Origin of the sequence: Haloarcula amylolytica, from assembly GCF_049705545.1 — an archaeon.
In the GTDB taxonomy this organism is placed as follows: Archaea; Halobacteriota; Halobacteria; order Halobacteriales; family Haloarculaceae; genus Haloarcula; species Haloarcula amylolytica_B.
The window spans coordinates 493236-519918 of the sequence record NZ_JBNAMU010000001.1 but is presented as its reverse complement, the minus strand read 5'-3'; the positions used below and the strand labels follow the sequence as shown (position 1 = coordinate 519918).

Below are 26683 nucleotides of genomic sequence, written 5' to 3'. Positions count from 1 at the left end.
ACCGTACCGAGAAGTGGTCACCAACTGGTCGGACAGAACTGTTTTACTCCCGCTGTGCAAGCACGTAGTAGATGGATACCTGGCAGCGGCGGACCGGGCTGTACGTTCTCGCCCTCGTTGGCATCATCCTCGGCTACGCGCTGGCCTACGACTACGGGATGTCGGCGTTCGAGACCGAACCGCGTGAGTTCCTCCACTCGTTACAGGTCGTCGTCGAGACGTTCACCACGACCGGGTACGGGTCGGACGCGCCCTGGGAGAGTACGGGCATGCGCCTGCTCGTCATTGTAATGGACATCACCGGCGTCGTGCTCATCTTCCTCGCGTTGCCGGTGTTGCTGTTTCCGCTGTTCGAGGAGGCGATGGAGACGACGGCCCCGAACACGGTCGAGAACGGCCTCAGCGACCACGTCGTCATCTGTCAGTTCTCTCCCCGCGGTGAGACGCTCGTCACCGAACTCGATACCTGGGACGTCGACTACGTCATCGTCGAACCGGACCGGGACCGAGCCAACGACCTCTACGAAGAGGGGTACTATGTCATCCATGCCGATCCCCAGTCCGTCGACGGGCTCGAACGGGCCAATCTGTCGTCCGCCCGTGCGCTCGTCGCCGACGCGTCCGACCAGGTGAACACCAGTATCATCCTCACCGCCCGCGAAGTCGACGAATCCGTCCAGACTGTCAGTGTCGTCAAGGAGCCCGACCGCGCGAAGTATCACGACCTCGCCGGCGCCGACGCCGTCCTGTCGCCGCGCGGACTGCTCGGCGAGAGCCTCGCGAGCAAGGTGACGACCGGCATCTCGACGACGCTCGGGGACTCAATAGAGATCGGCGAGGACTTCGACATCGCCGAACTGCCGATCCACCGCGGGAGCGATCTCGTCGGAACGACGCTGGCCGACAGCGGTATCCGCGAGGAGACCGGCGTCAACGTCATCGGTGCGTGGTTCCGCGGCCAGTTCGTGAGTCCGCCCGACCCCGACGCCGAACTCGACGGCAGCACGGTCCTGCTGGTCTCGGGGACCGAGCGCCAACTGGAGCGGCTCAAGGAGATGACCCTCTCCAGCGTGCGTGGCTTCCGCCGCGGGGAAACGGTCATCATCGGTGCCGGCGAAGTCGGACAGACTATCACGTCGGCGCTCACGAACGCCGGGGTGCCGCATACCGTGCTCGACCGGACCGACGAGCAGGGCGTCGATGTCGTCGGCGATGCCACCGAGCCCGAGGACCTGCGACATGCCGGCGTCGGTGCAGCCAGAACGGTTATTCTCGCTCTGTCGGAGGATACCGACACCGAGTTCGCAACGCTGGTAATCCGTGACCTCAACCCGGACGTCGAAATCATCGCCCGTGCCGAGGAAAGCGAGAACGTCCAGAAGATGTACCGGGCGGGCGCGGACTACGTCCTCGCGCTGTCGACGGTCAGCGGCCGGATGCTCGCCTCGACGATTCTCGAAGACGAAGACGTCATCTCGATGGACCAGCAGGTCGAGGTCATCCGCGTCGCTGCCGACGGCCTCGGTAATACGACGCTCGGCGAGGCTGATGTTCGCTCCCGGACGGGCTGTACGGTCGTCGCCATCGAACGCGACGGCGCAGTCATCACCGACCTCGGCCCTGACGTGACTATCGAGCCGACTGACAAGCTCGTCATCGCCGGCACCGACGACGGCGTGACGCGGTTCAAATCGGTGTTTGGCTAACCACCTTTTTCCGCCTCGGGTGCGCTTCACGCACCACTCGGCCGAAAAACGTGGGCGAAAAAGGCGCGAATCGCTACGCGATTCGCGTGAAACCGCGGCCAAGGGCCGCGGTATACGGGTCTTCCTACCCTTTTCTTTGTCTTCGTAAGCGAAGCGAGTGAAGACCACTTGATGGCCAGAGCATTGCTATAACGGAGGTTCGCGTGATAAAACGCGTCACAGCCACACGGTAGTGACAGGCTACGGACGACTGACAGAGAGAGCGTCTTACCGCTCGTCCAGCGGCACGAACTCGGTCTCGTCAGGGTTCTTGCCGACGTAGCGGGCGCGCGGGCGGATGAGACGGTTGTCCTCGATGTACTCGAAGACGTGGGCGACCCAGCCGCCGACGCGTGACATCGCGAAGATTGGGGTGTAAATGTCGATAGGAATACCCATCTGGTAGTACGTCGACGCCGAGTAGAAGTCGACGTTCGGGGCCAGTCCCTTCTCTTCCATGAGGTAGTCCTCGATAGTGGTGGACATCTCGTACCACTTGAGCGTCCCGGCGGCTTCGCCGAGTTCCTTCGAACGCTCGCCGAGAATCTTCGCTCGCGGGTCCTTGACGTTGTAGACACGGTGGCCGAAGCCGGAGACGCGGCGGCCCTCGTCGAGGGCGTTTTTGACCCAGTCGAGCGGGTCGGATTCGGCGTCGTCGACCTCCTTTAGCATCTCCATAACGTCCTGATTGGCCCCGCCGTGGAGCGGCCCCTTCAGCGTCCCGATGGCGGAAGTGACCGCGCTGTGAACGTCCGACAGCGTCGATGCCGTCGTGATGGCTGAGAACGTCGAGGCGTTGAGGCCGTGGTCGGCGTGGAGCACGAGCGCCTGGTCGAACACGTCGGCAAGCACGTCGTCGGGCTCCTCGCCGTTGAGCATGTAGAGGAAGTTCGCCGCGTGGTCGAGGTCGTTGCGGGGTGCGACGGGTTCCTTGCCGTCGCGGATACGAGTGAACGCCGCGATGATGGTCGGAATCTTGGCCGTGATCCGCCGGCCCGTTTCGAGGTTGACCGTCTCGTCGGTCGGTTCGGCGTCCTCGGGTGCGGGGTCGAACGCCGAGAGCATCGACACCGCGGTCCGGAGCGCTGCCATCGGGTTCTCGTCCGCTTCGGCGAGCTGTCGCACGGTCGAGATGACGTCGTCGTCCACGCCGCGTGCGTCCACCATCGCCTGCTTGAACTCGGAGAGTTCGTCCCGGTTCGGCAGATGGCCGTGCCAGAGCAGGTACAGCACCTCTTCGTAGCTGGCACCCTTGGCGAGGTCCTCGATGGTGTACCCCCGATACACGAGTTTGCCAGCGTCGCCGTCGATAACGCTGAGTTCGGACTCGGCGACGATGACACCCTCGAGTCCCTTCTTGAGGTCGTCGGACATACGCAATCTCTTCCCTACCTTCCGGGAAAAACATTTTCTTTCTGGGCCTGTGTGTCACACTGTCAGGAGTTGAGACTGCCCGTTCGTTTACTATTTTCCGGATAAGTTCGTCTGTCTATTACATCGATGCCGAGGAACTCGTCGTTCATTCGCTCGTGCTCGGCTCGATACCGAGCGGGTACCGACCCAAATAGTGAGGAACGTTTTTGCTCGGGGCCGTCGAACCGGCGGCTATGGACCCGACAGGGACGGTTGAGTACGAACCGGTCAGCGTCAAGCAGGTGCTGGCCGAGATGAAAGACACCGCCGAGTTGCTCATTGACCTCTCGTACTCGGCTGTCCTGCTGGGGAGTGACGACGTGGCCGCAGAGGTGTTAGAGTTAGAGGAGAAAATGGACGTGCTCCAGTTGCGTGCACGTATGAGCCTGCTGATGGCCTGCCGGTCGACAGCGGACGCGGAGTCGCTGGCCCCCGTCCTGGGGATGGTTGGAGCCGCCGAGAAGATCAGCGACGCTGCCGGCGACATTGCCAAAGTCGTACTTGAGGATATCGGCCTGCCTGATACGATGCGGGCGGCCCTGCCCGAAGCCGTCGAGACGCTCGTGCGGGCAACAATCAGTTCGGACTCCCGATTGACCGGCGATACACTGGGCGGCCTGAACCTCGAAACCGAGACGGGCGTCCGCGCGCTGGCGATTCGCCGGCAGGGGAACTGGTTGCTCAACCCCGACCGGGAGACGCGCCTCGAAGCGGACGACGTGGTGCTGTTCCGGGGGCCAGAGGCCGGCATCGCCGAGGTGTATCAGGACGCGACCGGCGACGTGTACGAACCGCCGGAACCGCCGGAAGGGGGCGTCCGGGACCTCGAACGCGCCGTCGACTCTATCGTCCTGATGAAAGACATGGGCGAGCTAGCCGTCGATCTGGCCTACGGCGCGGTGTTGTTCGACAGTACGGAAGTCGCCGAGGAAGTCGTCGAACTCGAAGCCGAGGTCGACGCGCTGCAGTCCCGCTTCGAGGCCTGGACGCTCCGGGCCGCCGCCGACATCGACGACCCCGTGTCGCTGCGAGGCCTCGTCCACCTGGCCCGTTCGACGGAGGTTATCTCCGACGCCGCGCTGGAGATGAGCGAGGGGGTTCTGCGGGGACTGTCGACCCATCCGGTCGTCGCCGAGGCCGTCCAGGAGTCCGACGAGGTTATTGTCCGGACGACGGTGTACCCCGACAGCGACCTCGCGGGGACGACCATCGGCGACGCGGAGGTCAAGACGGCGACGGGCATGCGAATCATCGCGATACGGCGCGGGGCCGGGGAGAGCGAGCGAACCGGGCGCGAGGGCGGCGACTGGGTCGTCTCGCCGGGCCCGGAAACGCAGATTCAGACTGGCGACGTGCTTATCGCAAAGGGGACTCGAACCGGCGGCGGTCGGCTTACAGAACTGGCAGAAGGATAGGCTCCCGGTCGGTATCAGCGTCGGGCGAGTCGCACAGCCGACACGGCCGTGAACAGCGCCGTCAGCAGACCGCCCAGCGACGTTGCGAGGACGAACGCCAGCGCCACGTAGAAGCCCGTCGGGCGCTGGGTCCCCGGCAGGACGAACAGGGCGAACAGTCCCGCCGTGAACAGGCCGGCGAGCACGAAGCCGATTTTCGCGTTGCGTGGTACGTTCAGCGCCGCGACCATCGCCGCTTTGCCGCTCTGTGGCTCGGACTGGGACACACCAGCCGATAGGGTCGGCGGCCCCAAGATGCCGTCGGTCCGGCGCAACTGTTGGCGAAATCCGAACCAGTAAAGGCTCCCAAGGCAAACGTGAGAACAATGGTTACTTTCGGTACGGCGACCGCCGCTCCCGGTGAGAGAGACACGGGGCGGCTGGAGGTCGGTGAGACCCGTGACGGGTCGACGTTCGGGCTACCGGTCGCCGTCGTCAACGGTGTCGACGACGGGCGGACCCTCTACATACAGGCGGCCAGCGACGGCGACGAACTGAACGGCGTCGGCGTTATCCAGCGGACGCTCCCGCAGCTCGACCCGGCAGAGCTGTCCGGGACGGTTCTGGTCTGTGGCGTCGTCAACTACCACGCGTTCCAGGTCGCCGAGCACCGCAACCCGATCGACGACACGAAGATGAACCGGGCGTATCCGGGCGACAAAACGGGGACGTCGAGCGAGCGCATCGCCGCCGCGACCTTCGATGCCGCCATCAGCGCCGACTACGTGCTCGACCTGCATCAGGGGTCGACCTCGCGGATGATCGACGAGGTCCGGGTCCGGTGTGGCACCCGGCATCGCCTCCACGAGGAGTGTCTCGAACTCGCGAAGGTGTTCGGCTGTGGCTACATTCTCGACCAGAAAGGCCCCGACGGGCAGTTGGCCCGCGCCGCTCCCGACGAGGGGGTTCCAACAATCGACCCCGAACTCGGCGGCTGTGTCGGGTGGGACGAAGGCTCGATCCAGCGGGGCGTCGACGGGGTGTTCAACGTGTTGAACTACTACGGCTTCCTCGACGGGCACCACAGCACCCGCCCCCAGACCCGCGCCTCCGGGTTCGAGCAGTACGGCTCCCCCGTCGGCGGCCTGATCGACCTCAAGCCCGACCTCGGCGACCGCGTCTCCCGCGGCGAGACGCTGTTCGAGGTGACCGACGTGTTCGGCGAACCGAAGGCCGAAATCACCGCTGACTCCAGTGGCGTGTTCTGGCGCGCCCGCCGGCTCCCGCAGGTCGCGACCGGCGAGTACGTCTGCTCGGTCGGGACGAACGTCGATACGTACTAGCCACTTTGTACTTCGGAGGGTGTCCTCGGCCCCGATGCGGCCTGTGGGCACCCCCCTCGCAAAAACGTGGGAAAACGCTGGATCTCGCTTCGCTCGGTCCTGTGAAACGCGGCGCTTCGCGCCGCGTATACTCGCTTGCTGGCCTGCCTTTCCCCGGGGCGGCCGACGGAGCGGCCGCCCGGCCACCGCGCTGTGGACTCTCCCCACTCAAGCTCCGCTACCGCGGCCGCAGGCACCGACTGTCGCTCTCACGAACGCCGCCGCCAGCTTTTGGGCCGTCGGCATCCGAGTAGGCCCATGCACAGCTGTAGTGTCTGCGACCGGGAGTACCCCCGCAAGGGCCCCTGGCGGTGTTCCTGTGGGGCACCGCTCGACTACGCCACGCAGGCGCTGCCCGACAGCCGACCGGAACAGTTCTCGCGGGCCAGCGGTGTCTGGGACTTCGCTGACTTTCTCCCCATGGGCGAGCGAGTCAGCCTCGGCGAGAGCTGGACGCCGCTGGTCGACGCGCCCGGGTGGGACGCCACCTTCAAACTGGAGTATCTCCACCCAACGGGGAGTTTCAAGGACCGTGGCGCGGCGACGGTCGTCGCCGAAGCGCTCGAAGCCGGGGCCGACCGCGTGCTCGAAGACTCCTCGGGCAACGCCGGGCTGGCAGTCGCATCCTACGCGGCACGGGCGGGTCTGGACGCCGAGATATACGTTCCCGCGGATGCGAAGGAAACGAAGGTTCGCCGTATCGAACGGACCGGAGCCGACGTGGTCCCGGTCGAAGGGAGTAGAGAGTCCGTAACCGCGGCCTGTATCGATGCCGTCGAGAGTGGGGCGGGCTGGTACGCCAGCCACGCCTGGAATCCCGCCTTTTTCTCCGGGACGGCGACAGCCGCCTACGAGATTGCCGCCCAGCGAAACTGGACCGTCCCGGACGCCGTCGTCACGCCGCTTGGTCACGGGACGATGTTTCTCGGCCTCTATCGCGGGTTTCGGGCACTGGAGCAAGCCGGATGGACGGACGCTGTCCCACGCATACTCGGTGCGCAGGCGACCGGGTACAGCCCCATCGCCGACGGGGACAGCAGTTCGCCGGGCGACGCCAACGACCTCGCTGACGGGATTCACATCCGGAACCCGCCGCGCAGCCATCAGATACGACACGCCATCGACGAAACCGCTGGCGACGCCGTCGCCATTTCTGCAGCGGCAACCGAGCGGGAACGCAACCGCCTCAGCGAAGCAGGGTTCCACGTCGAGCCCACATGTGCGACCGCAACGGCGGCGCTAACCCAGTTCAGAGAGCGGGGAGAACTCCAGGGCGGTGACGACGTGGTTGTTGCGTTGACCGGTCGGAACAGCTAGTCTACCGCATCAACAGTGTCGAGACCGGAAAGTCGGCGTCGACGGAGAGCCACTGATCCTCGACGTCTGTCGTTTCGACATCTGGGGCGTAGCAGATGAGTCGCTCACTGCCGTCGGGGCGGGAGCGCACCACGGCAGGCAGCGTCCCCTCGTCAGCGTCTGTCGCCGCCGTCACCTCGCTCGTCGACCGGGTATCGGAGTCCATGTCTCGACTCACGATAGGTGTTATTATTGTTACCAGTCGGTTATCGGGCGTAAGGACTACTGAACGTCGTCGAGAGAAACGAGTTGGTCCGACGAAACGGCCAGCCACTTCGTCTCCAGTTCTGGACTCGCGAGACCGGGCGGATGGAAGATCGAACGCTGGCCGCCACCCGCAGCCGGCTCGTGTTCGACAGTCAGTAATTTCTCGGTGACCCTGCCGTCCGTCGTATTCTGCCGCTGAGCGTCTGACCCCTCACTGCTCATGCCCGCAAATAACGGTAGATCAATATTGTTATCCGTAGTCTAAATCGACGTATATCCCGATATTACCGGAATGTTCGTGGTGCTTACCCGTCGGTAATCGATTTGAATAGCGAACGCAGCCAGGACGTCACCTTGGCGGGGAGTAACGAGGGCGAGACATACCGGTACATCGCGACACCAATCCGCCTCAACGAGAAGGATGGGTGGGCGCGTCGAACCCGCCGCGGACCAGCGGCTTTGCGATGTGGCGGCGCGCGACCGGCGGCACCTCGTACCACCCGGGTTCCAGTCCCCGCTCAATGGGCTGCTCGACCTTGCTGTCGGCGCTGGTCCCGCAGTCCCGGCACCGGTAGCCCTGGTTCCGACCGGCGGATTTCATCGACCGACCACAGTCCGGGCAGTCCGGGGTGACGGATTCCGTCCGGACGAGTTCCCGGACCGCGAACTTCTCCAGTTTGAGTGTGCCGTCGCTCACCTCGCCACAGGCGGTGACCCGGTCACCCGCCCTGAGCGAGCGGACCCGGTCGCGAAAGCCCTTCGTCGGCTCGAAGGCGGCACAGTTGAGGGTCGTTCCGTCGTCCTTGAGTGTAATGAACACGTGCCCACCCTCCCGGGTTTCGGGGGCCTCGATCACGGTGCCGGTGACGCGGTAGGCGCTGTCGTCCATGACCGCGTCGAGCGTCGCGTCCTGTAGATGCACGTCAGTCCCCTGGTTCGTCACGAACGTCGCTCGTCGGGCGATTGGTTCACTGTCGATTGCGTCGGCGACGGCGCGGCAGGCGTCGGGGTCGTTGCCGCGGACCCCGTAGAGAATCGGACACGGCGTCCGCGGCACGCAGACCGGGTAGCCCGATTCGCTGTCGACGGTGTCCCACACGGCCGGGTAGTGCTCGTCCGCCACGACGCGGACGCTCTCAGCGTCGACCAGCCGTTCCGTACCCCACCGTTCCTGTTCCCGGTAGGCGATGTGTTCGTAGGTCCAGTCCGACAGCGCGGCCCAGGCCCCGACCGCCGCGAGCGCACCGACCAACCCGCGGCCGTTGCCCCGCTGACAGCGGGCGAACCCGACCACATCGGCCAGCGTCGTCGCGGTCATCGGGTCCTGTATCGACTGGATCGTCTCGCGGGCGAACGTTGCGATCTGCGGCGGGACGTCTTCGGGGTCGCAGTCGGCGACGACGGCCCCTGGGTTGGTCCGAGGGTCGTCGGTTTCGGCCATGTCGAGCACGTTCCCGGCCAGTTCAAGCGCCGTGTCAGCGCCGAGGTCCGTATGCACCGCCAGCGCTGCGTTCCCGCGGGTCTTGTGCTCGACGGCGGGGTTCAGTCGGACGAGGAGCAGTCGCTCGACGGTCCCCCCGGCGTTCCGTATCGACTCGGCGAGGGTGACGGCGGCGTAGGTCGTACACATCCCCCGCTCGCGCGAGTCCGTATCATCGAGGCCGACGACAGTCACGTTACTCTGTAGCCCCGAAGTGGTCAAACGCCTTTCGTCACGCCGGGCCCTCAATTCGGCCTGAGAGATCAACGAACGGCGCAATACATATAATGGGTGAGCGGGCTAGACTCAGTAGAGGTACAGAGTACTATGTCACGGTCGGCGCTGGTGGAAAACGTCATGGCGATGCTCGAAGACGCTGGCTTCCTCGTCAGCGACCGCTGTGCGATTCGCCCGAAGAGTTTCGACATCGCTGCCCGTCGCGGTGAGGACGTGTTGCTCCTGAAGATACTGGGCAACATCGACGCCTTCGACGCACAGACCGGGGGCGAGATGCGGCGACTTGGCACGTACCTGAACGCCACGCCGATTGTCATCGGCCTCCGAACGCGCGACGAGGAGCTGAAACCCGGCGTCGTCTACTTCCGCCACGGCGTCCCGGTGCTGTCACCCGACACCGCGATGGACCTGTTCGTCGAGGAGGTCCCGCCGCTCATCTACGCCGCCCCGGGCGGGCTCTACGTCAATATCGACTCCGAAATTCTCGCCGACGTGCGCGAGAACCGCGACTGGTCGCTCGGCCGACTGGCAAAGGAACTTGGCGTCTCTCGGCGGACGGTCTCCAAATACGAGGACGGGATGGACGCTTCCGTCGAGGTGGCCGCCGAACTCGAAGACCTGTTCGACGCGCCGCTGACCTCGCCAGTGAGCGTTCTCGACGGCGCAGAGGAGGTCCGGGACGACGAGCCGACACCGGACGACCCCGATGTCGCACCGGAGGACGAGCCAATCGTGACGGTGTTCACCCGTATCGGCTTCGAGGTCCACCCGACGGACCGCGCCCCGTTCAAGAGCGTCAACGAGAGCGACGACCAGCGCGAGCAGGTACTCGCCGGCCACTCGGCGTTCACCGAGACGGCCGAGAAGCGAGCCCGGATCATGTCCTCAGTCGGCGAGGTGACACGGACCCGGTCGGTGTACGTCGTCGACGAACTCCGGCGCGAGTCCGTTGACGGGACCGCACTCATCGAGAAAGACGAGATGGACGACATCCAGGACGCCGACGACCTGCGGGACTTGATTATGGAGCGTGGCGAGGACCGCGAAGAAGTGGCCTGAGCGGCTGCTGCCCGTCTTCGCTGTCAGTTAAAAACGAGAAACACCGCAAGCGCTGAGTCTACTGCCCGTACGTCTCTTCGAGATACTTGACAATCCACCTTTTTCGTCGTCACCCCTCCTCGCTCGTGCCACTCGCTGCGGGAGGGGTCCTCGAAAAACGTGGGCGAAAAACGGTCGCGCTACGCGCGACCGCGGTAGAGATGTCTTACTGCCCGTACGTCTCTTCGAGATACTCGACGATGTCGTCGGATTCGGGCATCGCGTCGACGCCGTTGTCCTTGTCGACGAGGACGGGGACGCCAGTCTGGCCCGAGATCTCCTTCACTTCGGTCCGCTCGCCGTGGGACCGCGGGACCATGTGTGACTCGTAGTCGAGGCCGAGCTCGTCAAGTTTCTTGATAACCTTCGCGCAGTACGGACAGCCTTCGAGTTCGTAGAGTTCGAGATTGGCCATTACGACGGATTCTAGCGATTCCACCGTCAAGAACACATCGGTGATGTGTCCCGGCCGCGCAGTGCCGACAGCGGCTTGGCCGGCGCTAAACGTCGATATCGTCGGGGGCGTCGGCGAGCAGGTCCGACGCAGTCACGAGCGATGAGAGTTCGAGGTTGTGTTCGGCGAGGTTCTCGCTAGCCCCCTCTTCGCGGTCGACGACGACGAGCACACGGTTGACGACAGCACCGGCCTCGCGGAGCGCCTCCGCCGCGTCGACCGCGCTCTGGCCGGTCGTCGCGATGTCTTCGAGGATGATGACCTCCGCACCTTCGGGCAGGTCGCCCTCGATTCGGTTGCCCGTCCCGTACTCCTTGGCCTGCTTGCGGGCAATGACGTAGGGGATGTCCGTCTCGACGCTCGTGACCGCAACAAGCGGGACCGCACCAAGGGCGACGCCGGCCAGCGTGGCGTCCGTGTCCCACTCGGCGATCCGTTCGGCGAAGGCCCCGGCGATGAGGTCCAGACAGGCGGGGTTGGTCTCGAAGACGTACTTGTCGACGTAGTAGTTCGACGTGCCGCCGTGGGAGAGCTCGAACTCCCCGAACTTGACGGCGTCGGCGTCCCGCAGCGCCGCGATGAGTTCGTCGTTTGCCATACGCTCACTGGACAGTCACGGGGCTAATGACTGTTGGATTCAGACAGCGACATTCCTAAGCCCCTCGCACTCAGACAGTCGCTCGAATGCAAGTGTTCGGGTCGAGCGGCGTCCGGGGTGTCGCGGGCGAAGAGCTGACACCGCGGTACGTCCTTCGGGTTGCACAGGCCGCCGGGGACGTCTGGCGTGACGGCCACGACCGCGTGGCAATCGCCCGGGACACGCGGACGACCGGGCGGACGTTCATCAACGCCGCGACCAGCGGCCTGACGACTGTCGGGTTCGACGTCGACCGGCTCGGCGTCGTCCCGACACCGGGGCTGCAGGCGTACTGCGAGCGTGAAGGGGTCCCGGGCGTGATGATTACCGCGAGCCACAATCCAGCCGCGTACAACGGCGTGAAACTCATCGGCGCGGACGGCGTCGAACTGACGCGAGACACACTCGACCGCGTCGAGCAGTCCCTCCGGGACGACACCCCGGCCTACGCGGACTGGGAGACAGTCGGGTCTGACAACGACATCGCCAGCGCTCGCCGCCGATACCGCGAGCAGGTCCTTTCCGCCGTCGACCGCGACCGCATCGCCGACGCCGACCTCACTGTCGTCGTCGACCCCGGGCACGGCGCTGGCTCCCTCACGAGCCCCGACCTGTTCCGCGAACTCGGCTGTGAGGTCCACACCGTCAACACCCAGCCCGACGGCCACTTCCCCGGCCGCGACCCCGAACCCGTCGCCGAGAACCTCGAAGACCTGCGGGCGTTCGTCCGCGCGACCGACGCCGACCTCGGGTTCGCCCACGACGGCGACGCCGACCGCGGGATGTTCGTCGACGAGACCGGAACCCACATCGAAGGCGACGCCGCGCTGGCCGCGCTCGCGGCGGCGAAAATCGAGGCCGGCGACGGCGTCGTCTCGGCCGTCAACGCCTCCCAGAGGCTGGTCGACGTCGTCGAAGACGCCGGCGCGACCCTCTCGCTTACTCCCATCGGCTCGACGTACATCGTCAGCCGCATCCGCAAACTGCAGGACGACGGCATGCACGTCGCGATTGCCGGCGAAGGCAACGGCGGCATCCTCTTCCCCGACTACCGGATCGCCCGGGACGGCGCGTTCACCGCCGCGAAGTTCCTCGAACTCGTCGCCGAGCGGCCCGCGAGCGAGGTCGCCGCGGACTACGACGACTACTACAACGTCCGGCGGAACCTCGAATACGAGACCGAAGACGAGCGCGAGGCGATGCTCGAAGGCATCGAAGCACACGCGAACGACGCGACGGCCGACCTCGACACGACGGACGGCTACCGCCTCGACTACGGCGACGGCTGGGTGCTGGCCCGACCGTCCGGCACGGAGCCCGTCGTCCGGGTCTACGCCGAGGCACGAACGCTCGACCGGGCCGAGGAACTCGCCGAGACGATGGTCAACCGGGCGACCCAGCGGATAGACACCTACAGCGGCGAGTGAGTTTCCAGCGCGTCCTCGATGGCCGCCCGGGCCTCGCGGGCGGTCGCCAGTTCCTCCTCGACAGCGCCGCTGGCCAGCCGTTCACGCTCGGATTCTGTGAGTTCTGCCCGAGCGACAGCGCTCTCGCGAAGCCGCTCGTAGTCGTCCCGCTCCGCGAGCCCACGCACCTCCCGTAGCGCCGCGACGACTGACTCGTCGGCGAATCGGGCGACGACCGAGCGGTACTCTCGGCAATACCACGGCAGGGCGTCGGCCGACGGCGGCGGCCAGTCGATCCGCACCGGCTCGGCGTCGAGCCGCCGGAGATACGTCTGCCGGGTGGCGACGGCGCTCCGTAGCGCCGCGGCGTCGTCGACGTAGTGGTCCAGCTTCGAGGCGGAGTAGTCGGCGTACTCCAGTAGTTTCGGAATCGGCTCCCGGCCGGCGTCGTGCTCGCGGACGTAGGTCAGCAGTTCCGCGGGTGGGGACCGGAACTCGACCAGCGGGTACGCGTCGGCCCGCTCGATGACCGCCAGTGCGTCCCTGGCCGATGTGTTGCGCCGAAACTCGGTGAACGCCTCGGTGACGGCGTCGTTGTAGCGCTCGATGGGGTCACGGAGACGCTCGACCGGGGCATCGAGATCGGCGTCGCCGAGCCGCTGGAGGCGTTCCAGGTCGGCGATGCGGTCGCGCAGTTCGTTACGTCGACGGTTCGCCTCGGTCCGGGCTTTCTTGTACTGCTCGCGTGCGTCGTCGAGTTCGTCGAGTCGACCGACGAGGTCGCCGACGGGCGACAGCATCTCGCGGGCCTGCTCGAAGTCGCTCTCCGTGAGCCGCCGCTGCTGGAGGAAGTCGTCGGTTTCTTCGAAGGTATCGCGCTCGGGCAGGTCCTCGGGGAGGTCGTCAGTCAGCGTCCCGACCCGGCCCTGGAACTCCATGAACGCCTCGAAGTCGCCGCCGCCGGTCGCCCGGCCGTCGTAGCTGTCCAGCAGGTTCCGCAGTTCGCTGTAGATGTCACGGCAGTCACGTAGCGCGTCCGCACCGATTTCCTCGACGCGCGCCTGTGCTCGGTCGTACGCCTCGGCGGCCTGTTCGAGGCGCTCCACGGCGTCGGGGGGTCCCGAGCTGCTTCCGATCTCAGTATCGGATCGAGCCATCAGTACACGTCGTCGGGGTCGAACACTTGCTCACCGACCGTCTCGCCGTCGACGGTCCGGTGGAAGCAGGACTCGTAGCCGGTGTGGCAGGCCCCGCCGGCCTGGTCAACGATGTACAGCAGCGCGTCCCCGTCACAGTCGACCCGCACCTCTTCGACGGCCTGCGTGTGGCCGCTCGTCCCGCCCTTGTGCCAGAGTTCGTCCCGGCTCCGCGAGTAGTAGTGAGCCTCCCCCGTCTCGCGGGTCTTCCGGAGCGCTTCCTCGGTGACGTAGGCGAGCATGAGCACCTCGCCGGTGTCGGCGTCCTGGGCGACAGCGGGGATGTACTCCTGCTCGTCGAACGCGAGGTCGACGTCGGTCATACTCGGGCGGAGGCGTGTCCGAAAAATAGGTCTTCTGCTCAGGCGACCGGATTCCCTCAGGACAGGGCCTCCGAAAGCCGCGTCGAGAACGTTGTTGCGCTGTTGTAGCGCTGTCCCGGGTCGGGGGCCATCGCGCGCCGAATGACCGTATCGACGCCCCCGGGGAGGCTGGTCCCGGAACTGGGTTTCCGGAGCGAGCCGTCGCGGATTGCACGGTGGAGGTCGCTCGCCCCGCGGAACGGCTCGCGGTCACAGAGCAGTCGGTACGCGACGGCACCGAGTTGGTACACCGGCGTCGTCCGTTCGATGGCCCCAGCCAACTGTTCCGGCGCGGTGTAGGGCGTGACCCTGTCGTCGTCGAACGCGCCAGACACCGCGCGTTCGATGCCCCACCCGGCGAGTGCCGCCCGAACAGGCTCGTCACGCGAGAGAATCCGTATGGAGTCTGGCGAGATGGCCGTCGCGTACACGTCGTTGTGCGCCGCAGCGGTTACCGCCGCGGCGACGTCGTCGAGCACCTGCCGTCGGGCATCGACCGGGAGCGACGCGCAGTAGTCTTCGGCAGCACCCTCGCCGGCACGGTAGGCGATCCAGGCGCTCGGGCTGACGCCGACTTCGTAGATAGTCGATACCGTCGGTCGGTCGGCGACGGCCTGCCAGTTCTCGACGGCGGACATGAACCGCTTGACCGCGCTGCCCTCCTCGCCGCGGTCCGGGTCGAGTAACGCGATGTGTGCCACCTCGCCGTCCGTCCACGTTCCGCGATACCGATGGACGTAACCGGAGGTGTCGATGGTTTCGAGTTCTGTGAGGTCGGGAATCGCGGCCATGAGCGTACTCGCCGTGGTCATTGGGCCGATCTCGGACGGGTCCGTCACGTCGGCGTCGTCGTCCGGGTCCGGTTCATCGACGGGTGCGGACAGTCGGTCCCGCTTGAATCGGACGCCGGACTCCGCGATGCCGTGGCGGATGAAGCGGTGGTCGACCGACTGCTCCGTCCGGCCGTCGGTGTCGCGGAGTTCGAGGCGCTTGAAATCGAACGCGCGCTGAATCGCTTTCGCGTTTTCACAGGCGGATTCGAGGTCGGCGTCCACGTGAAAGACGACAGCGTCACCCTCGGGAACGACCACCCATGCGTCGAGCATCCCGCTGCGTTGCACCCGGAGGCACTCGAACAGTTCGTTCCAGTAGATGTCCCCGACGATATCCGGGGCGTCCCAGCGCAGCAGGCACGGATGGCGATCCGCGTCCATCCGGTCCTGGGCCGCTCGCATCGCGTCGATTCGGCGGTCGTGGGTCGAAAAGACCGTCGCATCGCACTGGTCGCGGCGGTACTCGCGGACCGTCCACTCACCGTCGAGTTCGATGAGTTCGAGCGGCGGCCGACAGGGCGGACGCGGACCGACCGCCGAATCGACGCCGCTAGATTCGCGCCGTGTCTCGTTGCCGCTCATCCGGTAGCGACACCCCGCGCGTTCACCCGTGGCTCTCGGCCGTAACAAGTGAGTGCCCCCGGAACCCCGTCCATGTTGGTTACGAAATACTACAGTCTATTTTCATATAAAAAGCCTCGGTTGAGAGAAACGTTCACGCCAACCGAACGCCTCAGGCCAGCCCGACGGCCTGCAACAGCGAGAACAGCACGTCGCCGTAGGTGAGCGAGACGACCAGCCCGGCGAACATCGGGACGAGAAACGGAATCCCGGGCGAGATCCACACCTCGTCTTGTTCGACGAGCACGTCCAGTCCGTCGCGAAGCTGGGCCGGCGACGTGCCGTAGGCCGAGTGGTCGATGTCGTCCAGAAACCGCTCGGCACCCCACGGGTCGTCGATGTGGTCGGGACGGTCGGTCTCATCGGCCCCGGCGTCGTGGTCTGCCGGTCCATCTCCGTCGTCGGCCACCGGGTCGCCGCCGTCGGTTGCCAGGGAGCCGTCGCCGGGGTCGTTCGGGACCGCCGGGAGGGAAGTCGGACGCCGGTGCTGGTCCGGGTCGGCCCGGATATCGGCGAGCGAGCAGCCGCGCCAGCGGAGGTACATCCGGAGGGCATCGAGGTCGAGACCGCTACGGTCGAACCCGTCGGGCGATTCGAGCAGTCGGCCGTACTCTTCAGTGACGTTGGCGGCGGCGACGGGTCGCCCGATGAACATCGCCAGCGAAAAGCGGCCCCGGGCGAGGTTGCCGGCGGCGACGGCCAGCGGATAGACGACGCCGGCGAGGACGGTGTTCGAGAGTACCGTCAACGAGAAGACGCCGATAGCGGTCGCCTGGAGCGGGAGGGCGACAGTCGACAGGTAGTACACCGGATAGACGGGAAAGAGGACGGCGATGAGCATGAACGCCTTCGCGTCGGCCCCGCCGAACCCACCGACGAGCCAGAAGCCGTACGACAGCGGAATGACGAAGCCGAGACTGATCGCGACCCTGATGAGGAACAGCCGCCGGCCGACCGCGGTCGGGCCAGTCCACACGGTGTATGTGTCCCACAGCAGGAGCACGACCGCCAGCACGGCAAGCGGGGTCCAGGTCCGGTTCGGCACCCGGCGGGTCTTCACGTCGCGGTAGGCCGCCCACCCGAACACCGGGACGGCGACCAGCCGAAGCAGGTCCGGTATCGACCCAAGCACGGCTACATGCAACACAGCGGTGCCCCTAATGGTTCCGATACGACGACTGTCAAGAGCAGTTGCTACCGGGAAAAGAAAGGGTAGTGCGCTGCAGGAGCCGCGTTATATGACGCGGTTCTGCAGGTAGTCGAGGTGCTTGGCGTTGTAGACGATCTTGACCTCGTCGGCGTCCGGGCTGCCGATGCAGGTCAGGCGAACGTTCTTGTCTTCGACTTCCTCGTCGCTGAGGATCTGCTGCATGTCCATGTCGATGTCGCCTTCGAGAACGATAGCGGCACAGTTCGCACAGGCGCCGGCGCGGCACGAGAAGGGCCAGTCATAGCCCTGTGCCTCGGCGGCTTCCAGGATGTACTCGCCTTCGTTAACCTCGAGGGACCCGTAGTCCTCGTCGTCGAGGTCCATATCTGACGCCTCTCCGAAGACGTCGTCGTCGTACATGTCCCAGCCGTTATCGTCCACTACTTCGTAGTTAAGGTACTCTACCGTGGGCATCACCTGACTGGTTCGAACCCCGCCCTGTTAGACTTTGCCCTTCGGAGTTCCATCGTGCAAAATAATGAGGGACAACGCGGCGATTCGTTGGTGAATCGGTGACATCGGTTCAGAAATGTTCACCGCTCAGACAATCGGCAGGAACCGGAACACCAAGTACGCTGCGAGGGTCGCAATTGACGGGACGACGTTCTGGAGGAAAATCACTCTGGCAGTGGTCCCGGGTTCGAACAGGTCTGACGCCGACGGGATGTCTTCCCGCGATTCCTCGCCGATGGGTTCGGTCTCGGCCGGCTTCGGCGTCCCCTTTTTCCCGCCGACGGTCGGTGCGTCCGCGGCCTCCGCGTCGGTGGTCAGCGCACCGACGGAGGCCACGGGCGTCTCACCCTGTACGGTGTCGGAGAGGCTCGTCGTTCGCGTCGCACGGCCCCAACCGAGGCCGACGATGCTCATCGTGGCGATGATGACGAAACTCGCTGGGATACCCAGCGCCGAGAGGAACGTGACGATGGTGGAGGCGACCGCCGCGACCACGATGGCGGCGACCAGCGGGAGGTCGGTCAGGTCGTTTCCGACCGTGTCCATCGTCCGACGGGCGATGGTGAACGCACCGAGGCCGATAGCGCCGCCGCCGAGCAGGATAGCCGGGTACAGCTCCAGCGAGCCGTTGCCCACGAGGGGGGCGACGGCGTTGGCGACGTTCGACGCACCCGCCGAGAAACCCATGTAACAGCCGATACCGATGACGACGACGGTGCCAACGAACTCCCGCGGCGTCGTGTTGTCACCGAGGGACGGGCGCGGAATCGCACCGGACCGGTCGAAATCGAGCAGCGCGCCCTCGCTCTGGGAGACGGCGAACCACTCGACGAGTCGGGGGTAGAAGTACCGTCCGATGACGCCGCTGACCCAGAAGGCGATGATCGGCGAGACGAGCCACCAGGAGACGATTTCGAGCATCAGCGCGGCGTTCAACGTCCCGCGAGCGAGGCCGAGGCCGGCGATAGCGCCGACGGCAGTCATCGAGGTCGACGCGGGGACCCCGACCACGTTCGAGAGAAACAGCGCGACACCGATGAAAAACAGGACGACGATGCTGATAAGCGGCGAGAAGGCAGTCGCGACGAGGTCACTGCCCAGGCTCTCGACGACGGCCGGCCCGACGATGAGGCCGCCGGCCATCGCGAATATCGTCATCAGGGCCGCAGCGGAGAGCTTCGAAAGCGTGTTCGACCCGACTGCAGGCCCGAACGCGACACCCGTTGAAGACCCCCCGATATTGAAGCCGACGAAGATAGCCACCAGAACACCGAGGGCAAAGAGAACTTCGACCATACAGATGCCAGTCCCTCACTGGGTTAAAACGTACCGAACAGGTACTCGGTCGAGTGGCGGCGGCGGCCGCTACGGCGACCGCTCGGCCGAGCCACCGTCGTCGGTGTCGGACTCGCCACCCTCGTCAACGAGATGCTCGTCGTCGGCCGGCACCGTCTCCTCGACCTCGGCGGCTGTCTCCTCGACCTCGCTCGCCGTCTTCTTGGCCGCTTCGACCTCGTCGGTAACCGATTCGGCGGTCTGCTTCGCGTCGCTGGTCTTGTCTTTCACTTCGGTCGTCTTGTCTTTGACTTCGGTCGTCCTGTCTTTCGCTTCCGTCGCCTTGTCCTTGACCTGGGTCGTCTTGTCTTTCACTTCGGTCGTCTTGTCCTTGACTTCGGTCGTCTTGTCCTTGACTTCGGTCACCTTCTCGGCGGCGTCCTCGTCACCGGTCTCGGTCGCAGTCTGTTCGACTTCGTCGGCCGTCCGCTCGACTTCGTCGGCCGTCTGCTCGACCTCGTCGACGGTTTCCTCCACTTCGTCCGCTGTCTGCTCGACCTCGCCGGCTGTCTGCTCGACCTCGTCGGCCGTCTGTTCGACGTCCTCGGCGGCCTCGTCGACCGTCTCGGCGGCGTTTTCGACCTCGTCGGCGGTCGTCTCCAGCTCCTCGGCGGTCGTCTCCAGTTGCTCGGCGGCCTCTTCGAGTTCAGCGGCTTTGGTAGCGACATCCTCGTTGGTCCGTTCGAGGACGTTCGCGAGGACGAGGAACTGCAGGAGACCGACGACGACGAACGCCGAGATGGCGACGCTCGCAGCGGTCGCAAGCAGCGATGCCGCGCCGGCACCGAGCGGCAGAACATCGAACGCGACCAGTCCCCAGGCCAGCGCCAGGCCGACGGCGACGACCAGCACGGCCTGTTCGAATAACCGGTACTCGCGCTCGTACGGCCCGAACATGATTGCTTCGAGCCGACGGGCGAGCGGTGTGAGGACGAGTGTAGCAGTAACCATGGCGGACCTTTCCCATCACGCCGTAAAAGCATGGGGGTGTGCTGGCACAGACAGCCGTCCGCACGCATCGGACCGACACGCTTTCGACGGCCGCCGCCGGACCACCGGCCATGTTCCCCGAGTTCGAGGTCGTCCCCGCGGTCGACATGCAGGACGGACAGGTGGTCCAGTTAGTCGGCGGCGAACGCGGCACGGAGAAGACCTACGGCGACCCGGTCAAGGCCGCACAGCGGTGGGTCGACGCCGGTGCGCGGACGCTCCATCTCGTCGACCTCGACGGCGCGTTCGAGGGCGAGCGACAGAACGCGGCGGCCATCGACGCCGTCCTCGACGCGGTAGGAGCCGACGTGGACGTGCAGTTGGGCGGCGGCATCCGAACCGCCGAAGACGCCGTTTCGCTGCTTGACCGCGGTCTGGACCGCGTCATCCTCGGCACGGCGGCCGTCGAAACGCCGGAGATCGTCCGCGAAATCAGCGACGAGCACCCCGGTAGTGTGCTCGTGAGCCTCGACGCGAAGGACGGCGAGGTGGTCGTCTCCGGGTGGACCGAAGGCACTGGTCTGGACCCCGCGGAAGCCGCCGAGCGGTACGCCGACCTCGGGGCCGGCGGCATCCTCTTCACCGACGTTGACGTGGAGGGGCAACTGGAGGGGGTCCGGACCGACCCGGTTCGGCGACTGGTCGACAGCGTCGACATCCCCGTCATCGCCAGCGGCGGCGTGGCGACAATCGACGACGTGCTGGCGCTGCGGTCGGCCGGGGCCGCTGCGGTTGTCGTCGGCAGTGCACTCTACGAAGGGCAGTTCACCCTCGACGCAGCAATTGCCGCGCTCGCCGAATCATCGGAGTAGCCGGGCCGGCTGAACGCATAACCGTGTGGCGCCCTCACAACACGTATGGACCGAAACGAGGTCCGTCGTGCGTGGGATAGCGTCTCCGAGACCTACGCCGAACGGCGCGACCCGACCGGGTCGGACGCAGCCCTGCTCGACGACCTGCTCGAACGGCTCCCCGAAGCGCCGACCGTCCTCGACGTGGGCTGTGGCGACGGCGCGCGAACGCTCGCGAACCTCCCCTCTGGCAGTGTCGGGCTCGACTTCTCCCGTTCGGGACTGGATCTCGCAGCAGAGACAGTACCGGACAGCCGTCTCGTCCAGGGCGACATGACGGCGCTCCCGGTCGCAACTGACAGCGTTGACGCAGTCACGGCCTACCACGCCGTCTTCCACGTCCCGCGGGACCAGCACCCGACGGTCTACCGTGAGTTCGCTCGCGTGCTCCGGCCGGGCGGCACCGTGCTGATGACGCTGCCGAGCGGCCAGTTCGAGACCGTCCGGCGCGGCTGGATGGGCGGGTCGATGTTCTTCTCGGCACCGGGTCGGCGGGCGACCCTGGACCAGTTAGCCGACGCTGGTTTCACCGAGACGGAGACGGTCACCGCGACGGACCCCCTCGGGAGCGATAGCGAGTTCGTCTTCGCTACGCTCGCCGACGATTAGCGACCGCCTACTGTGCCAAATCGTCGGCCGTGCTGACGTGCATGCCGACGAACTGCCACTCGCGCGCCCCGCCGGTGGCCTCGAGGGTCCCGCTCCAGCGCGTGTCGTACTCGTGGCGGACCTTGCCCTCAGTGTCGGTCCAGCGCAGTGCCACGTCGTCACTGAACCACGCGTATCCCTCTCGTTCTGTCACCCGGAGCGCGCGGCTCTCGACGGTCCAGTCCACCGTCGTCTCGGTCTGCTCCTGCAGGCCTGCCCTGATGGCGTCGGTCCCGACCAATTGTTCGGAGATGCCGAACTTGACCACCGAGCGGTCCGCGTCGTCAGCAAAGAAGGGGCTGAGCGGCTCACCGGCACGGAGCGCCGCGTAGTAGGCCTCGATAGTCTCGCTTGCGTTCATGCGCGTCCGTACAGTAGCCAGACACTTCACTGATACACCCGATGCTCCGGCTGTTCGAGACACTGGTCCGGATTTAATTACTGCTTCTCACACCGGACCCGCAATCCTTACGCCCGGGACGGCCACACGGACGTGTATGACAGAGGCGACGGGAATCGTCGGGGAGTTCCTCACGCTCAAGGAGGGGACCGACGCGGACCTGCTGGCGATGCAGTGTGGCGACTTCTACGAGTTTTTCGCCGAGGACGCCGAGATCGTCGCCGACGAACTCGACCTGAAGGTGAGCCAGAAGTCCTCCCACGGCTCGTCGTACCCGATGGCGGGGGTCCCGGTCGATGACCTGACGCCGTACGTCTCCGCGCTGGTCGAGCGGGGCTACCGGGTCGCTATCGCCGACCAGCACGAGACCGAGAACGGCCACGCCCGCGAGATAACGCGGGTCGTCACGCCCGGGACGCATCTGGAAACCGGCGACGAGTCGGCGCAGTACCTCGCCGCGGTCGTCCGAGAGGCCAGCCGGGACGGCGGTGACACCTACGGCGTCGCCGCGACGGACGTGACCACGGGCCAGTTCCAGGTCACGCAACTGGACGACGCCGACGCGGGCGAGGCGCTGACAGAACTGTACACGTTCGCACCTGCGGAGATTCTTCCCGGCCCGGAACTGCGAAACGACGACGAGTTTCTGGACCGCTTGCGCGAGCGGACGGGCGCGGCGCTGACGCTGCACGACTCGGCGTCGTTCGAGCCGGGTCGGGCGAGTCACACAGTGCGGGAGCAGTTCGGGAGCGAGACGGTCGATAGCGTCGGTATCGGCGACAAAGACGTGGCGGTCCAGGCCGCCGGCGCGGTACTGTCCTACGTCGAGGACACCGGGGTCGGCACGCTGGCGGCCGTCACGCGGCTGCAGGCCTACGGCGAGCGCGACCACGTCGACCTCGACGCGACGACCCAGCGGAACCTCGAACTCACCGAGACGATGCAGGGCGACAGTTCGGGGTCGCTGTTCGACACTATCGACCACACCGTCACGGCTGCCGGCGGGCGACTGCTCCAGCAGTGGCTCCAGCGGCCCCGGCGAAACCGGGCCGAACTCCGCCGGCGGCAGTCCTGTGTGTCGGCGCTGTCGGAGGCGGCGATGGCCCGCGAACGGATCCGGGAGACGCTGTCGGACGCCTACGACCTCGAACGGTTGGCCGCCCGGGCCACGTCGGGCAGTGCGGACGCGCGGGACCTGCGAGCGGTTCAGGAGACGCTAGCGCTGCTCGGACAGGTCGCCGACGCCGTCACCGAGACCGAGCGGCTGGCCGAGTCGCCGCTCGCCGACGCCCTCGACGGCGCTGACCGCGAGGCTGCCGACGCGCTGGCCGCGGACCTCGACAGCGCGCTCGTTGAGGACCCGCCGGGAACAGTGCGACAGGGCGGGTTGTTCGAGCGGGGGTACGACGACGACCTCGACGAGATCATCGACGAACACGAGGCCGCCCTGGAGTGGCTAGAGACCCTGCCGGACCGCGAGAAGGAGCGGACCGGCATCACCCACCTCTCGGTCGACCGGAACAAGACGGACGGCTACTACATCCAGGTCGGTAAGAGCGAGACCGGCACCGTTCCCGACGACTACCAGCACATCAAGACGCTCAAGAACTCCAAACGCTACACGACGCCCGAACTCGACGAGAAGGAGCGGGACGTGTTGCGTCTTGAGGAGCGCCGCCACGACATGGAGTACGAGCGCTTCCAGGGCCTCCGCGAGCGCGTGGCCGAGCGCGCCACGCTGCTGCAGGACGTGGGCCGGACGCTAGCGGAACTGGACGCGTTCGCGTCGCTCGCAGTCCACGCCGTTGAGAACGACTGGACCCGGCCGACGGTCGTCGACGGCAACGAACTGTCCATCGAGGCCGGCCGTCATCCGGTCGTCGAACAGACCACCGAGTTCGTCCCGAACGACCTCTACATGGACGACGAACGGCAGTTCCTCATCGTCACCGGGCCGAACATGAGCGGGAAGTCGACGTACATGCGCCAGGCCGCGCTCATCACGCTGCTTGCCCAGGTGGGCAGCTTTGTCCCGGCGCGGTCGGCGACGGTCGGCCTCGTGGACGGCATCTTCACCCGCGTCGGCGCGCTGGACGAACTCGCGCAGGGGCGCTCGACGTTCATGGTCGAGATGCAGGAGCTCTCGAACATTCTCCACTCGGCCACCGACGAGTCGCTGGTCATCCTCGACGAGGTGGGCCGCGGGACCGCTACCTTCGACGGCATCTCAATCGCCTGGGCGGCGACCGAGTACATCGTCAACTCCATCCAGTCGAAGACGCTGTTTGCGACCCACTACCACGAACTGACCGCACTGGGTGAGGAACTGCCGACCGTCGAGAACGTCCACGTCGCGGTCGACGGCGAGCCGCGGTCTGCGGAGGGCGACGGCGACGTGACGTTCCTCCGAACGGTCCGGGACGGACCGACAGACCGCTCCTACGGCGTCCACGTCGCCGACCTCGCCGGCGTCCCCGAACCGGTCGTCGACCGCTCACAGGAGGTGCTCGACCGTTTGCGTGACGACAAGGCCATCGAGATTCGGGGCAGCGAGCGGGACGACGGCGGGACGACACAGGCCGTCTTCGACCTGGATTCGGGGCAGTTCAGGGACGGCACGGCCGGGTCAGCGGGCACGTCGGTTGATTCGGGGGCTGAGCCGATGGCGACCGACGGCGATCCCGAACACGCGCCCGGGGAGTCCGCAGCTGAAGTCCCCAATAGCGACGAGGCAGCAGCGTCGCTCGACCCGGAAACCGAGGCTGTCCTCTCGGAGCTGACGGAACTGGATGTCAACGAGACGCCGCCGGTCGAGCTGATGGCGAAAGTACAGGAGTGGCAGGCCGAACTGGACGACGAGTAGCGTGCATCGCCCGATTTTCAACAGCGATACTCACGCCCGAAGAGATATACGCGAGTTGTCACTGGTGAGAGGCAATGACCGACCGGATCCGCGTTCTCCACGTCGACAGCGATCCGGCTGTCGTCGATGCAGCCACGAGCGCTCTCGAACAGGAGCACTGCGGTGTCACGGTTGAGACGGAGACGACCGTCGCCGATGGACTTGATCGACTCGACAGGAGTACGTTCGACTGTATCATCGCCGGCTACGACCTGCCGGAGCAGACTGGCGTCGAGTTCCTTGATGCGGTCCGCAAGCGAGAGCCGGACCTTCCGTTCATCCTGTTCACCAGCGAGGGGACCGAAGCAGCCGCCAGCGACGCGATTTCCGCCGGTGTCACCGAGTATCTCCGGGCCGACGGCGGCGCCGAGCCGTACGCGCGGCTCGCACACAGCGTTGTCAACGCCGTCGAGCGGACTGCCGACGGGATCGGGCGCGAGCACAACACACGGCGCGAGCGCGCTATCGAAGAATTACACACTACTGCCAGGGCGTTCATGCGAGCCACGACCGAAGACGCGATCGCCCAAGTCACAGTGGACGCGGCCCGGACTATCCTCAATATGCCGGCCAACGCGGTCCACTTCGCCGACGGCGACAGTCTGTATCCGGTCGCCTGGACCGAACAGGTCGAGGAACTCATCGGCATGCCGCCGGTGTTCGAGCGCGGGGACGGGCTCGCGTGGCAGGCCTTCGAAACCGGCGAGACGCGGGTCCACGACGATATCACGTCGAACCCGGATCGGTACAATCCGGAGACGGACATCCGTAGCGAGGTCACCCTTCCGCTCGGGGACCACGGCGTCCTCCTCATCGGGTCGTGCGAGGCCAGTGCGTTCGACGACACGGACGTCACGCTCGCGCAGACGCTCTCGGTCCACGCGAAGGCGGCGCTTGACCGCCTCGACCGTGAGCGCCAGCTCCGCGAGGAGCGCGAGTTCATCGACCAGGCGCTCGATACGCTCGATGACCTGTTCTACGTTGTCGGATCGGCCGGTAATCTCCGGCAGTGGAACGCACGCTTTCCCGAAGTGACGGGCTATAGCGATGCCGAAATCGATGATATGGCCGTCCATGATTTCTTCCCCGCTGACGAGCGCGAGACGATCCGCGAAGCGGTGAATCAGGCAGTAGAACACGGGCGAACGACTGTCGAAGCCGAACTCTGGACTGCTGACGGTGAGCGCATCCCGTACGAGTTCACTGGCACCCGATTGACCGACACCGACGGAGAAGTAGCCGGCGTCGTCGGTATCGGGCGGGACATCTCCCAGCGCAGAGAGTACGAACAGCGGCTGGAACGCCAGAACGAGCGCCTCGACGAGTTTACCAGCATCGTCAGCCATGACATCCGGAATCCGCTGAATGTCGCCGAAGGGCATCTAGAACTGGCCCGGGCCGAGTGTGACAGCGATTCTCTCGACAAGGTATCGCAGGCTCACGAGCGAATGCGAGTGCTGATCGACGACCTCCTGACGTTCGCACGCGCCGGCGAGACGGCGACCGACCTCGAATCCGTTGCGCTCGCGGACATCGTCGAGGAGTGCTGGCAGACCGTCGAGGGGACCCGGAACACGCTCGTCGTCGAGACCGACCGTCAGATTCGGGCTGATACGGCGAAACTCCGACGGCTGCTGGCGAACCTCCTGCGGAACAGTGCGGAACACGGGTCCGCGGACGCTCAGACGCCGTCCGACGACGCCGCGGAACACAGCGGGGAGAACATAACTGTGAGAGTCGGTACAGTCGAAGACACGGATCGACACGGCTTCTACGTCGCAGACGACGGGACGGGCATTCCAGCGGACGACCGCGAACAGGTGTTCGAAGGGGGCTACTCGACCGGCGAGGACGGGACCGGGTTCGGGCTCAAAATCGTTCAGCGGATCGCCGAGGTCCACGGCTGGACGGTCACAGCCACCGAGAGCGAGGCCGGCGGCGCGCGGTTCGAGGTGACAGGTCTCGAACCGCCTGAGTAGTGGGTTCGGGACGAAGCCATCCACGGCAGCCCGCTGCTGCTGAACAGCCAGGGACGGCACCGGGAGCGGGGCAGCAACGCCGGTAGCAGAACCA

General features: G+C 66.0%; 25 protein-coding genes. 10 read left to right on the top strand and 15 right to left on the bottom strand.

Translation table 11 applies throughout. The features are described from left to right. The first annotated feature begins 71 nt into the window (after positions 1 to 71). Positions 72 to 1706 carry a potassium channel family protein gene (locus ACOZ4H_RS02735; protein WP_424327865.1) on the top strand — a complete coding sequence of 545 codons (1635 nt, stop codon included), beginning with the start codon at positions 72 to 74 and terminating at the stop codon, positions 1704 to 1706. A 267-nt stretch (positions 1707 to 1973) separates the two neighbouring features. Here the strand turns inward: ACOZ4H_RS02735 and citZ are convergent, their stop codons facing one another. Continuing rightward, a complete protein-coding gene (citZ, locus tag ACOZ4H_RS02730) occupies positions 1974 to 3119 on the bottom strand; it encodes a citrate synthase (protein ID WP_424327864.1) in 1146 nt (381 codons plus the stop codon). Positions 3120 to 3352: 233 nt separating this feature from the next. Between citZ and ACOZ4H_RS02725 the strand changes: the two genes are divergently transcribed. Further along, positions 3353 to 4573, top strand: a complete 1221-nt coding sequence (locus ACOZ4H_RS02725) for a potassium channel family protein (protein ID WP_424327863.1) — start codon at positions 3353 to 3355, stop codon at positions 4571 to 4573. Between the two features lie 14 nt (positions 4574 to 4587). Here the strand turns inward: ACOZ4H_RS02725 and ACOZ4H_RS02720 are convergent, their stop codons facing one another. Beyond that, positions 4588 to 4839, bottom strand: a complete 252-nt coding sequence (locus tag ACOZ4H_RS02720) for a DUF7536 family protein (protein WP_424327862.1) — start codon at positions 4837 to 4839, stop codon at positions 4588 to 4590. 99 nt (positions 4840 to 4938) lie between these two features. Here ACOZ4H_RS02720 and ACOZ4H_RS02715 point away from each other — a divergent pair, with 99 nt between their 5' ends. Both ACOZ4H_RS02715 and ACOZ4H_RS02710 read left to right on the top strand, forming a co-directional pair. Beyond that, positions 4939 to 5895 carry a succinylglutamate desuccinylase/aspartoacylase family protein gene (locus ACOZ4H_RS02715; protein ID WP_424327861.1) on the top strand — a complete coding sequence of 319 codons (957 nt, stop codon included), beginning with the start codon at positions 4939 to 4941 and terminating at the stop codon, positions 5893 to 5895. 297 nt (positions 5896 to 6192) lie between these two features. Beyond that, complete coding sequence (locus tag ACOZ4H_RS02710) at positions 6193 to 7251, top strand: pyridoxal-phosphate dependent enzyme (RefSeq protein WP_424327860.1); 1059 nt, start codon at positions 6193 to 6195, stop codon at positions 7249 to 7251. A gap of 1 nt (position 7252) precedes the next feature. On the opposite strand, the gene ACOZ4H_RS02705 is transcribed toward ACOZ4H_RS02710, so the two are convergent. The 3 genes from ACOZ4H_RS02705 to ACOZ4H_RS02695 form a co-directional block, all read right to left on the bottom strand. Continuing rightward, positions 7253 to 7456 carry a hypothetical protein gene (locus ACOZ4H_RS02705; RefSeq protein WP_312616708.1) on the bottom strand — a complete coding sequence of 68 codons (204 nt, stop codon included), beginning with the start codon at positions 7454 to 7456 and terminating at the stop codon, positions 7253 to 7255. 56 nt (positions 7457 to 7512) lie between these two features. Next, positions 7513 to 7719 (bottom strand): hypothetical protein, encoded by a 207-nt coding sequence (locus ACOZ4H_RS02700; protein ID WP_424327859.1) that lies wholly within the window; start codon positions 7717 to 7719, stop codon positions 7513 to 7515. Positions 7720 to 7906: 187 nt separating this feature from the next. After that, positions 7907 to 9172, bottom strand: a complete 1266-nt coding sequence (locus ACOZ4H_RS02695; RefSeq protein ID WP_424327858.1) for a TiaS agmantine-binding domain-containing protein — start codon at positions 9170 to 9172, stop codon at positions 7907 to 7909. 132 nt (positions 9173 to 9304) lie between these two features. Here ACOZ4H_RS02695 and ACOZ4H_RS02690 point away from each other — a divergent pair, with 132 nt between their 5' ends. Continuing rightward, on the top strand, positions 9305 to 10273 hold the full coding sequence (locus tag ACOZ4H_RS02690; protein WP_424327857.1) for a transcriptional regulator: 969 nt from the start codon (positions 9305 to 9307) through the stop codon (positions 10271 to 10273). 205 nt (positions 10274 to 10478) lie between these two features. On the opposite strand, the gene ACOZ4H_RS02685 is transcribed toward ACOZ4H_RS02690, so the two are convergent. Together ACOZ4H_RS02685 and pyrE are read right to left on the bottom strand one after the other, a co-directional pair. After that, a complete protein-coding gene (locus ACOZ4H_RS02685) occupies positions 10479 to 10727 on the bottom strand; it encodes a glutathione S-transferase N-terminal domain-containing protein (RefSeq protein ID WP_424327856.1) in 249 nt (82 codons plus the stop codon). A gap of 85 nt (positions 10728 to 10812) precedes the next feature. Next, positions 10813 to 11364: an orotate phosphoribosyltransferase gene (pyrE, locus tag ACOZ4H_RS02680; RefSeq protein WP_424327855.1), complete on the bottom strand. Its 552-nt coding sequence runs from the start codon at positions 11362 to 11364 to the stop codon at positions 10813 to 10815. Between the two features lie 86 nt (positions 11365 to 11450). On the opposite strand from pyrE, the gene glmM reads away from it, so the two are divergent. After that, positions 11451 to 12830: a phosphoglucosamine mutase gene (gene glmM, locus ACOZ4H_RS02675; protein ID WP_424327854.1), complete on the top strand. Its 1380-nt coding sequence runs from the start codon at positions 11451 to 11453 to the stop codon at positions 12828 to 12830. Here glmM and ACOZ4H_RS02670 read toward each other — a convergent pair. From ACOZ4H_RS02670 to ACOZ4H_RS02640, 7 genes are all read right to left on the bottom strand, one after another. Beyond that, positions 12815 to 13966, bottom strand: a complete 1152-nt coding sequence (locus tag ACOZ4H_RS02670; RefSeq protein ID WP_424327853.1) for a DUF7118 family protein — start codon at positions 13964 to 13966, stop codon at positions 12815 to 12817. The genes glmM and ACOZ4H_RS02670 overlap by 16 nt on opposite strands. After that, the gene (gene hisI, locus ACOZ4H_RS02665) at positions 13966 to 14328 is read right to left on the bottom strand and encodes a phosphoribosyl-AMP cyclohydrolase (RefSeq protein ID WP_424327852.1); all 363 of its coding nucleotides are present in this window, start codon (positions 14326 to 14328) and stop codon (positions 13966 to 13968) included. The genes ACOZ4H_RS02670 and hisI overlap by 1 nt, the downstream gene beginning before the upstream one ends. Positions 14329 to 14384: 56 nt before the next feature. Next, positions 14385 to 15782, bottom strand: coding sequence for a hypothetical protein (locus ACOZ4H_RS02660; protein ID WP_424327851.1), 1398 nt, complete (start codon positions 15780 to 15782; stop codon positions 14385 to 14387). Between the two features lie 151 nt (positions 15783 to 15933). Beyond that, positions 15934 to 16953 (bottom strand): A24 family peptidase C-terminal domain-containing protein, encoded by a 1020-nt coding sequence (locus ACOZ4H_RS02655; RefSeq protein WP_424327850.1) that lies wholly within the window; start codon positions 16951 to 16953, stop codon positions 15934 to 15936. A gap of 102 nt (positions 16954 to 17055) precedes the next feature. Then, positions 17056 to 17445, bottom strand: coding sequence for a ferredoxin Fer1 (gene fer1, locus ACOZ4H_RS02650; protein ID WP_004959486.1), 390 nt, complete (start codon positions 17443 to 17445; stop codon positions 17056 to 17058). Positions 17446 to 17571: 126 nt separating this feature from the next. Further along, positions 17572 to 18780 carry an anion permease gene (locus ACOZ4H_RS02645; protein ID WP_424327849.1) on the bottom strand — a complete coding sequence of 403 codons (1209 nt, stop codon included), beginning with the start codon at positions 18778 to 18780 and terminating at the stop codon, positions 17572 to 17574. A gap of 69 nt (positions 18781 to 18849) precedes the next feature. Continuing rightward, complete coding sequence (locus tag ACOZ4H_RS02640) at positions 18850 to 19770, bottom strand: hypothetical protein (RefSeq protein WP_424327848.1); 921 nt, start codon at positions 19768 to 19770, stop codon at positions 18850 to 18852. A 110-nt stretch (positions 19771 to 19880) separates the two neighbouring features. On the opposite strand from ACOZ4H_RS02640, the gene hisA reads away from it, so the two are divergent. Together hisA and ACOZ4H_RS02630 are read left to right on the top strand one after the other, a co-directional pair. Next, positions 19881 to 20621 (top strand): 1-(5-phosphoribosyl)-5-[(5-phosphoribosylamino)methylideneamino]imidazole-4-carboxamide isomerase, encoded by a 741-nt coding sequence (hisA, locus tag ACOZ4H_RS02635; RefSeq protein WP_424330328.1) that lies wholly within the window; start codon positions 19881 to 19883, stop codon positions 20619 to 20621. A gap of 45 nt (positions 20622 to 20666) precedes the next feature. Continuing rightward, a complete protein-coding gene (locus ACOZ4H_RS02630; protein ID WP_424327847.1) occupies positions 20667 to 21269 on the top strand; it encodes a class I SAM-dependent methyltransferase in 603 nt (200 codons plus the stop codon). Between the two features lie 7 nt (positions 21270 to 21276). Here ACOZ4H_RS02630 and ACOZ4H_RS02625 read toward each other — a convergent pair whose 3' ends face one another. Then, positions 21277 to 21669, bottom strand: coding sequence for a nuclear transport factor 2 family protein (locus tag ACOZ4H_RS02625; RefSeq protein WP_424327846.1), 393 nt, complete (start codon positions 21667 to 21669; stop codon positions 21277 to 21279). Positions 21670 to 21805: 136 nt separating this feature from the next. Between ACOZ4H_RS02625 and mutS the strand changes: the two genes are divergently transcribed. After that, a complete protein-coding gene (mutS, locus tag ACOZ4H_RS02620; RefSeq protein WP_424327845.1) occupies positions 21806 to 24571 on the top strand; it encodes a DNA mismatch repair protein MutS in 2766 nt (921 codons plus the stop codon). Between the two features lie 74 nt (positions 24572 to 24645). After that, the gene (locus ACOZ4H_RS02615; protein WP_424327844.1) at positions 24646 to 26589 is read left to right on the top strand and encodes a PAS domain S-box protein; all 1944 of its coding nucleotides are present in this window, start codon (positions 24646 to 24648) and stop codon (positions 26587 to 26589) included. Positions 26590 to 26683 lie beyond the last annotated feature (94 nt).

Bases quoted from the DNA above. Each gene is read 5' to 3' on its own strand.
- hisA (WP_424330328.1), top strand. From the start codon at position 19,881: ATGTTCCCCGAGTTCGAGGTCGTCCCCGCGGTCGACATGCAGGACGGA.
- ACOZ4H_RS02725 (WP_424327863.1), top strand. From the start codon at position 3,353: ATGGACCCGACAGGGACGGTTGAGTACGAACCGGTCAGCGTCAAGCAG.
- ACOZ4H_RS02615 (WP_424327844.1), top strand. From the start codon at position 24,646: ATGACCGACCGGATCCGCGTTCTCCACGTCGACAGCGATCCGGCTGTC.
- ACOZ4H_RS02710 (WP_424327860.1), top strand. From the start codon at position 6,193: ATGCACAGCTGTAGTGTCTGCGACCGGGAGTACCCCCGCAAGGGCCCC.
- glmM (WP_424327854.1), top strand. From the start codon at position 11,451: ATGCAAGTGTTCGGGTCGAGCGGCGTCCGGGGTGTCGCGGGCGAAGAG.
- mutS (WP_424327845.1), top strand. From the start codon at position 21,806: ATGACAGAGGCGACGGGAATCGTCGGGGAGTTCCTCACGCTCAAGGAG.
- pyrE (WP_424327855.1), bottom strand. From the start codon at position 11,364: ATGGCAAACGACGAACTCATCGCGGCGCTGCGGGACGCCGACGCCGTC.
- ACOZ4H_RS02640 (WP_424327848.1), bottom strand. From the start codon at position 19,770: ATGGTTACTGCTACACTCGTCCTCACACCGCTCGCCCGTCGGCTCGAA.
- ACOZ4H_RS02735 (WP_424327865.1), top strand. From the start codon at position 72: ATGGATACCTGGCAGCGGCGGACCGGGCTGTACGTTCTCGCCCTCGTT.
- ACOZ4H_RS02670 (WP_424327853.1), bottom strand. From the start codon at position 13,966: ATGGCTCGATCCGATACTGAGATCGGAAGCAGCTCGGGACCCCCCGAC.
- ACOZ4H_RS02645 (WP_424327849.1), bottom strand. From the start codon at position 18,780: ATGGTCGAAGTTCTCTTTGCCCTCGGTGTTCTGGTGGCTATCTTCGTC.
- citZ (WP_424327864.1), bottom strand. From the start codon at position 3,119: ATGTCCGACGACCTCAAGAAGGGACTCGAGGGTGTCATCGTCGCCGAG.
- ACOZ4H_RS02625 (WP_424327846.1), bottom strand. From the start codon at position 21,669: ATGAACGCAAGCGAGACTATCGAGGCCTACTACGCGGCGCTCCGTGCC.
- ACOZ4H_RS02705 (WP_312616708.1), bottom strand. From the start codon at position 7,456: ATGGACTCCGATACCCGGTCGACGAGCGAGGTGACGGCGGCGACAGAC.
- ACOZ4H_RS02660 (WP_424327851.1), bottom strand. From the start codon at position 15,782: ATGAGCGGCAACGAGACACGGCGCGAATCTAGCGGCGTCGATTCGGCG.
- hisI (WP_424327852.1), bottom strand. From the start codon at position 14,328: ATGACCGACGTCGACCTCGCGTTCGACGAGCAGGAGTACATCCCCGCT.
- ACOZ4H_RS02700 (WP_424327859.1), bottom strand. From the start codon at position 7,719: ATGAGCAGTGAGGGGTCAGACGCTCAGCGGCAGAATACGACGGACGGC.
- ACOZ4H_RS02685 (WP_424327856.1), bottom strand. From the start codon at position 10,727: ATGGCCAATCTCGAACTCTACGAACTCGAAGGCTGTCCGTACTGCGCG.
- ACOZ4H_RS02715 (WP_424327861.1), top strand. From the start codon at position 4,939: ATGGTTACTTTCGGTACGGCGACCGCCGCTCCCGGTGAGAGAGACACG.
- ACOZ4H_RS02630 (WP_424327847.1), top strand. From the start codon at position 20,667: ATGGACCGAAACGAGGTCCGTCGTGCGTGGGATAGCGTCTCCGAGACC.
- ACOZ4H_RS02690 (WP_424327857.1), top strand. From the start codon at position 9,305: ATGTCACGGTCGGCGCTGGTGGAAAACGTCATGGCGATGCTCGAAGAC.
- fer1 (WP_004959486.1), bottom strand. From the start codon at position 17,445: ATGCCCACGGTAGAGTACCTTAACTACGAAGTAGTGGACGATAACGGC.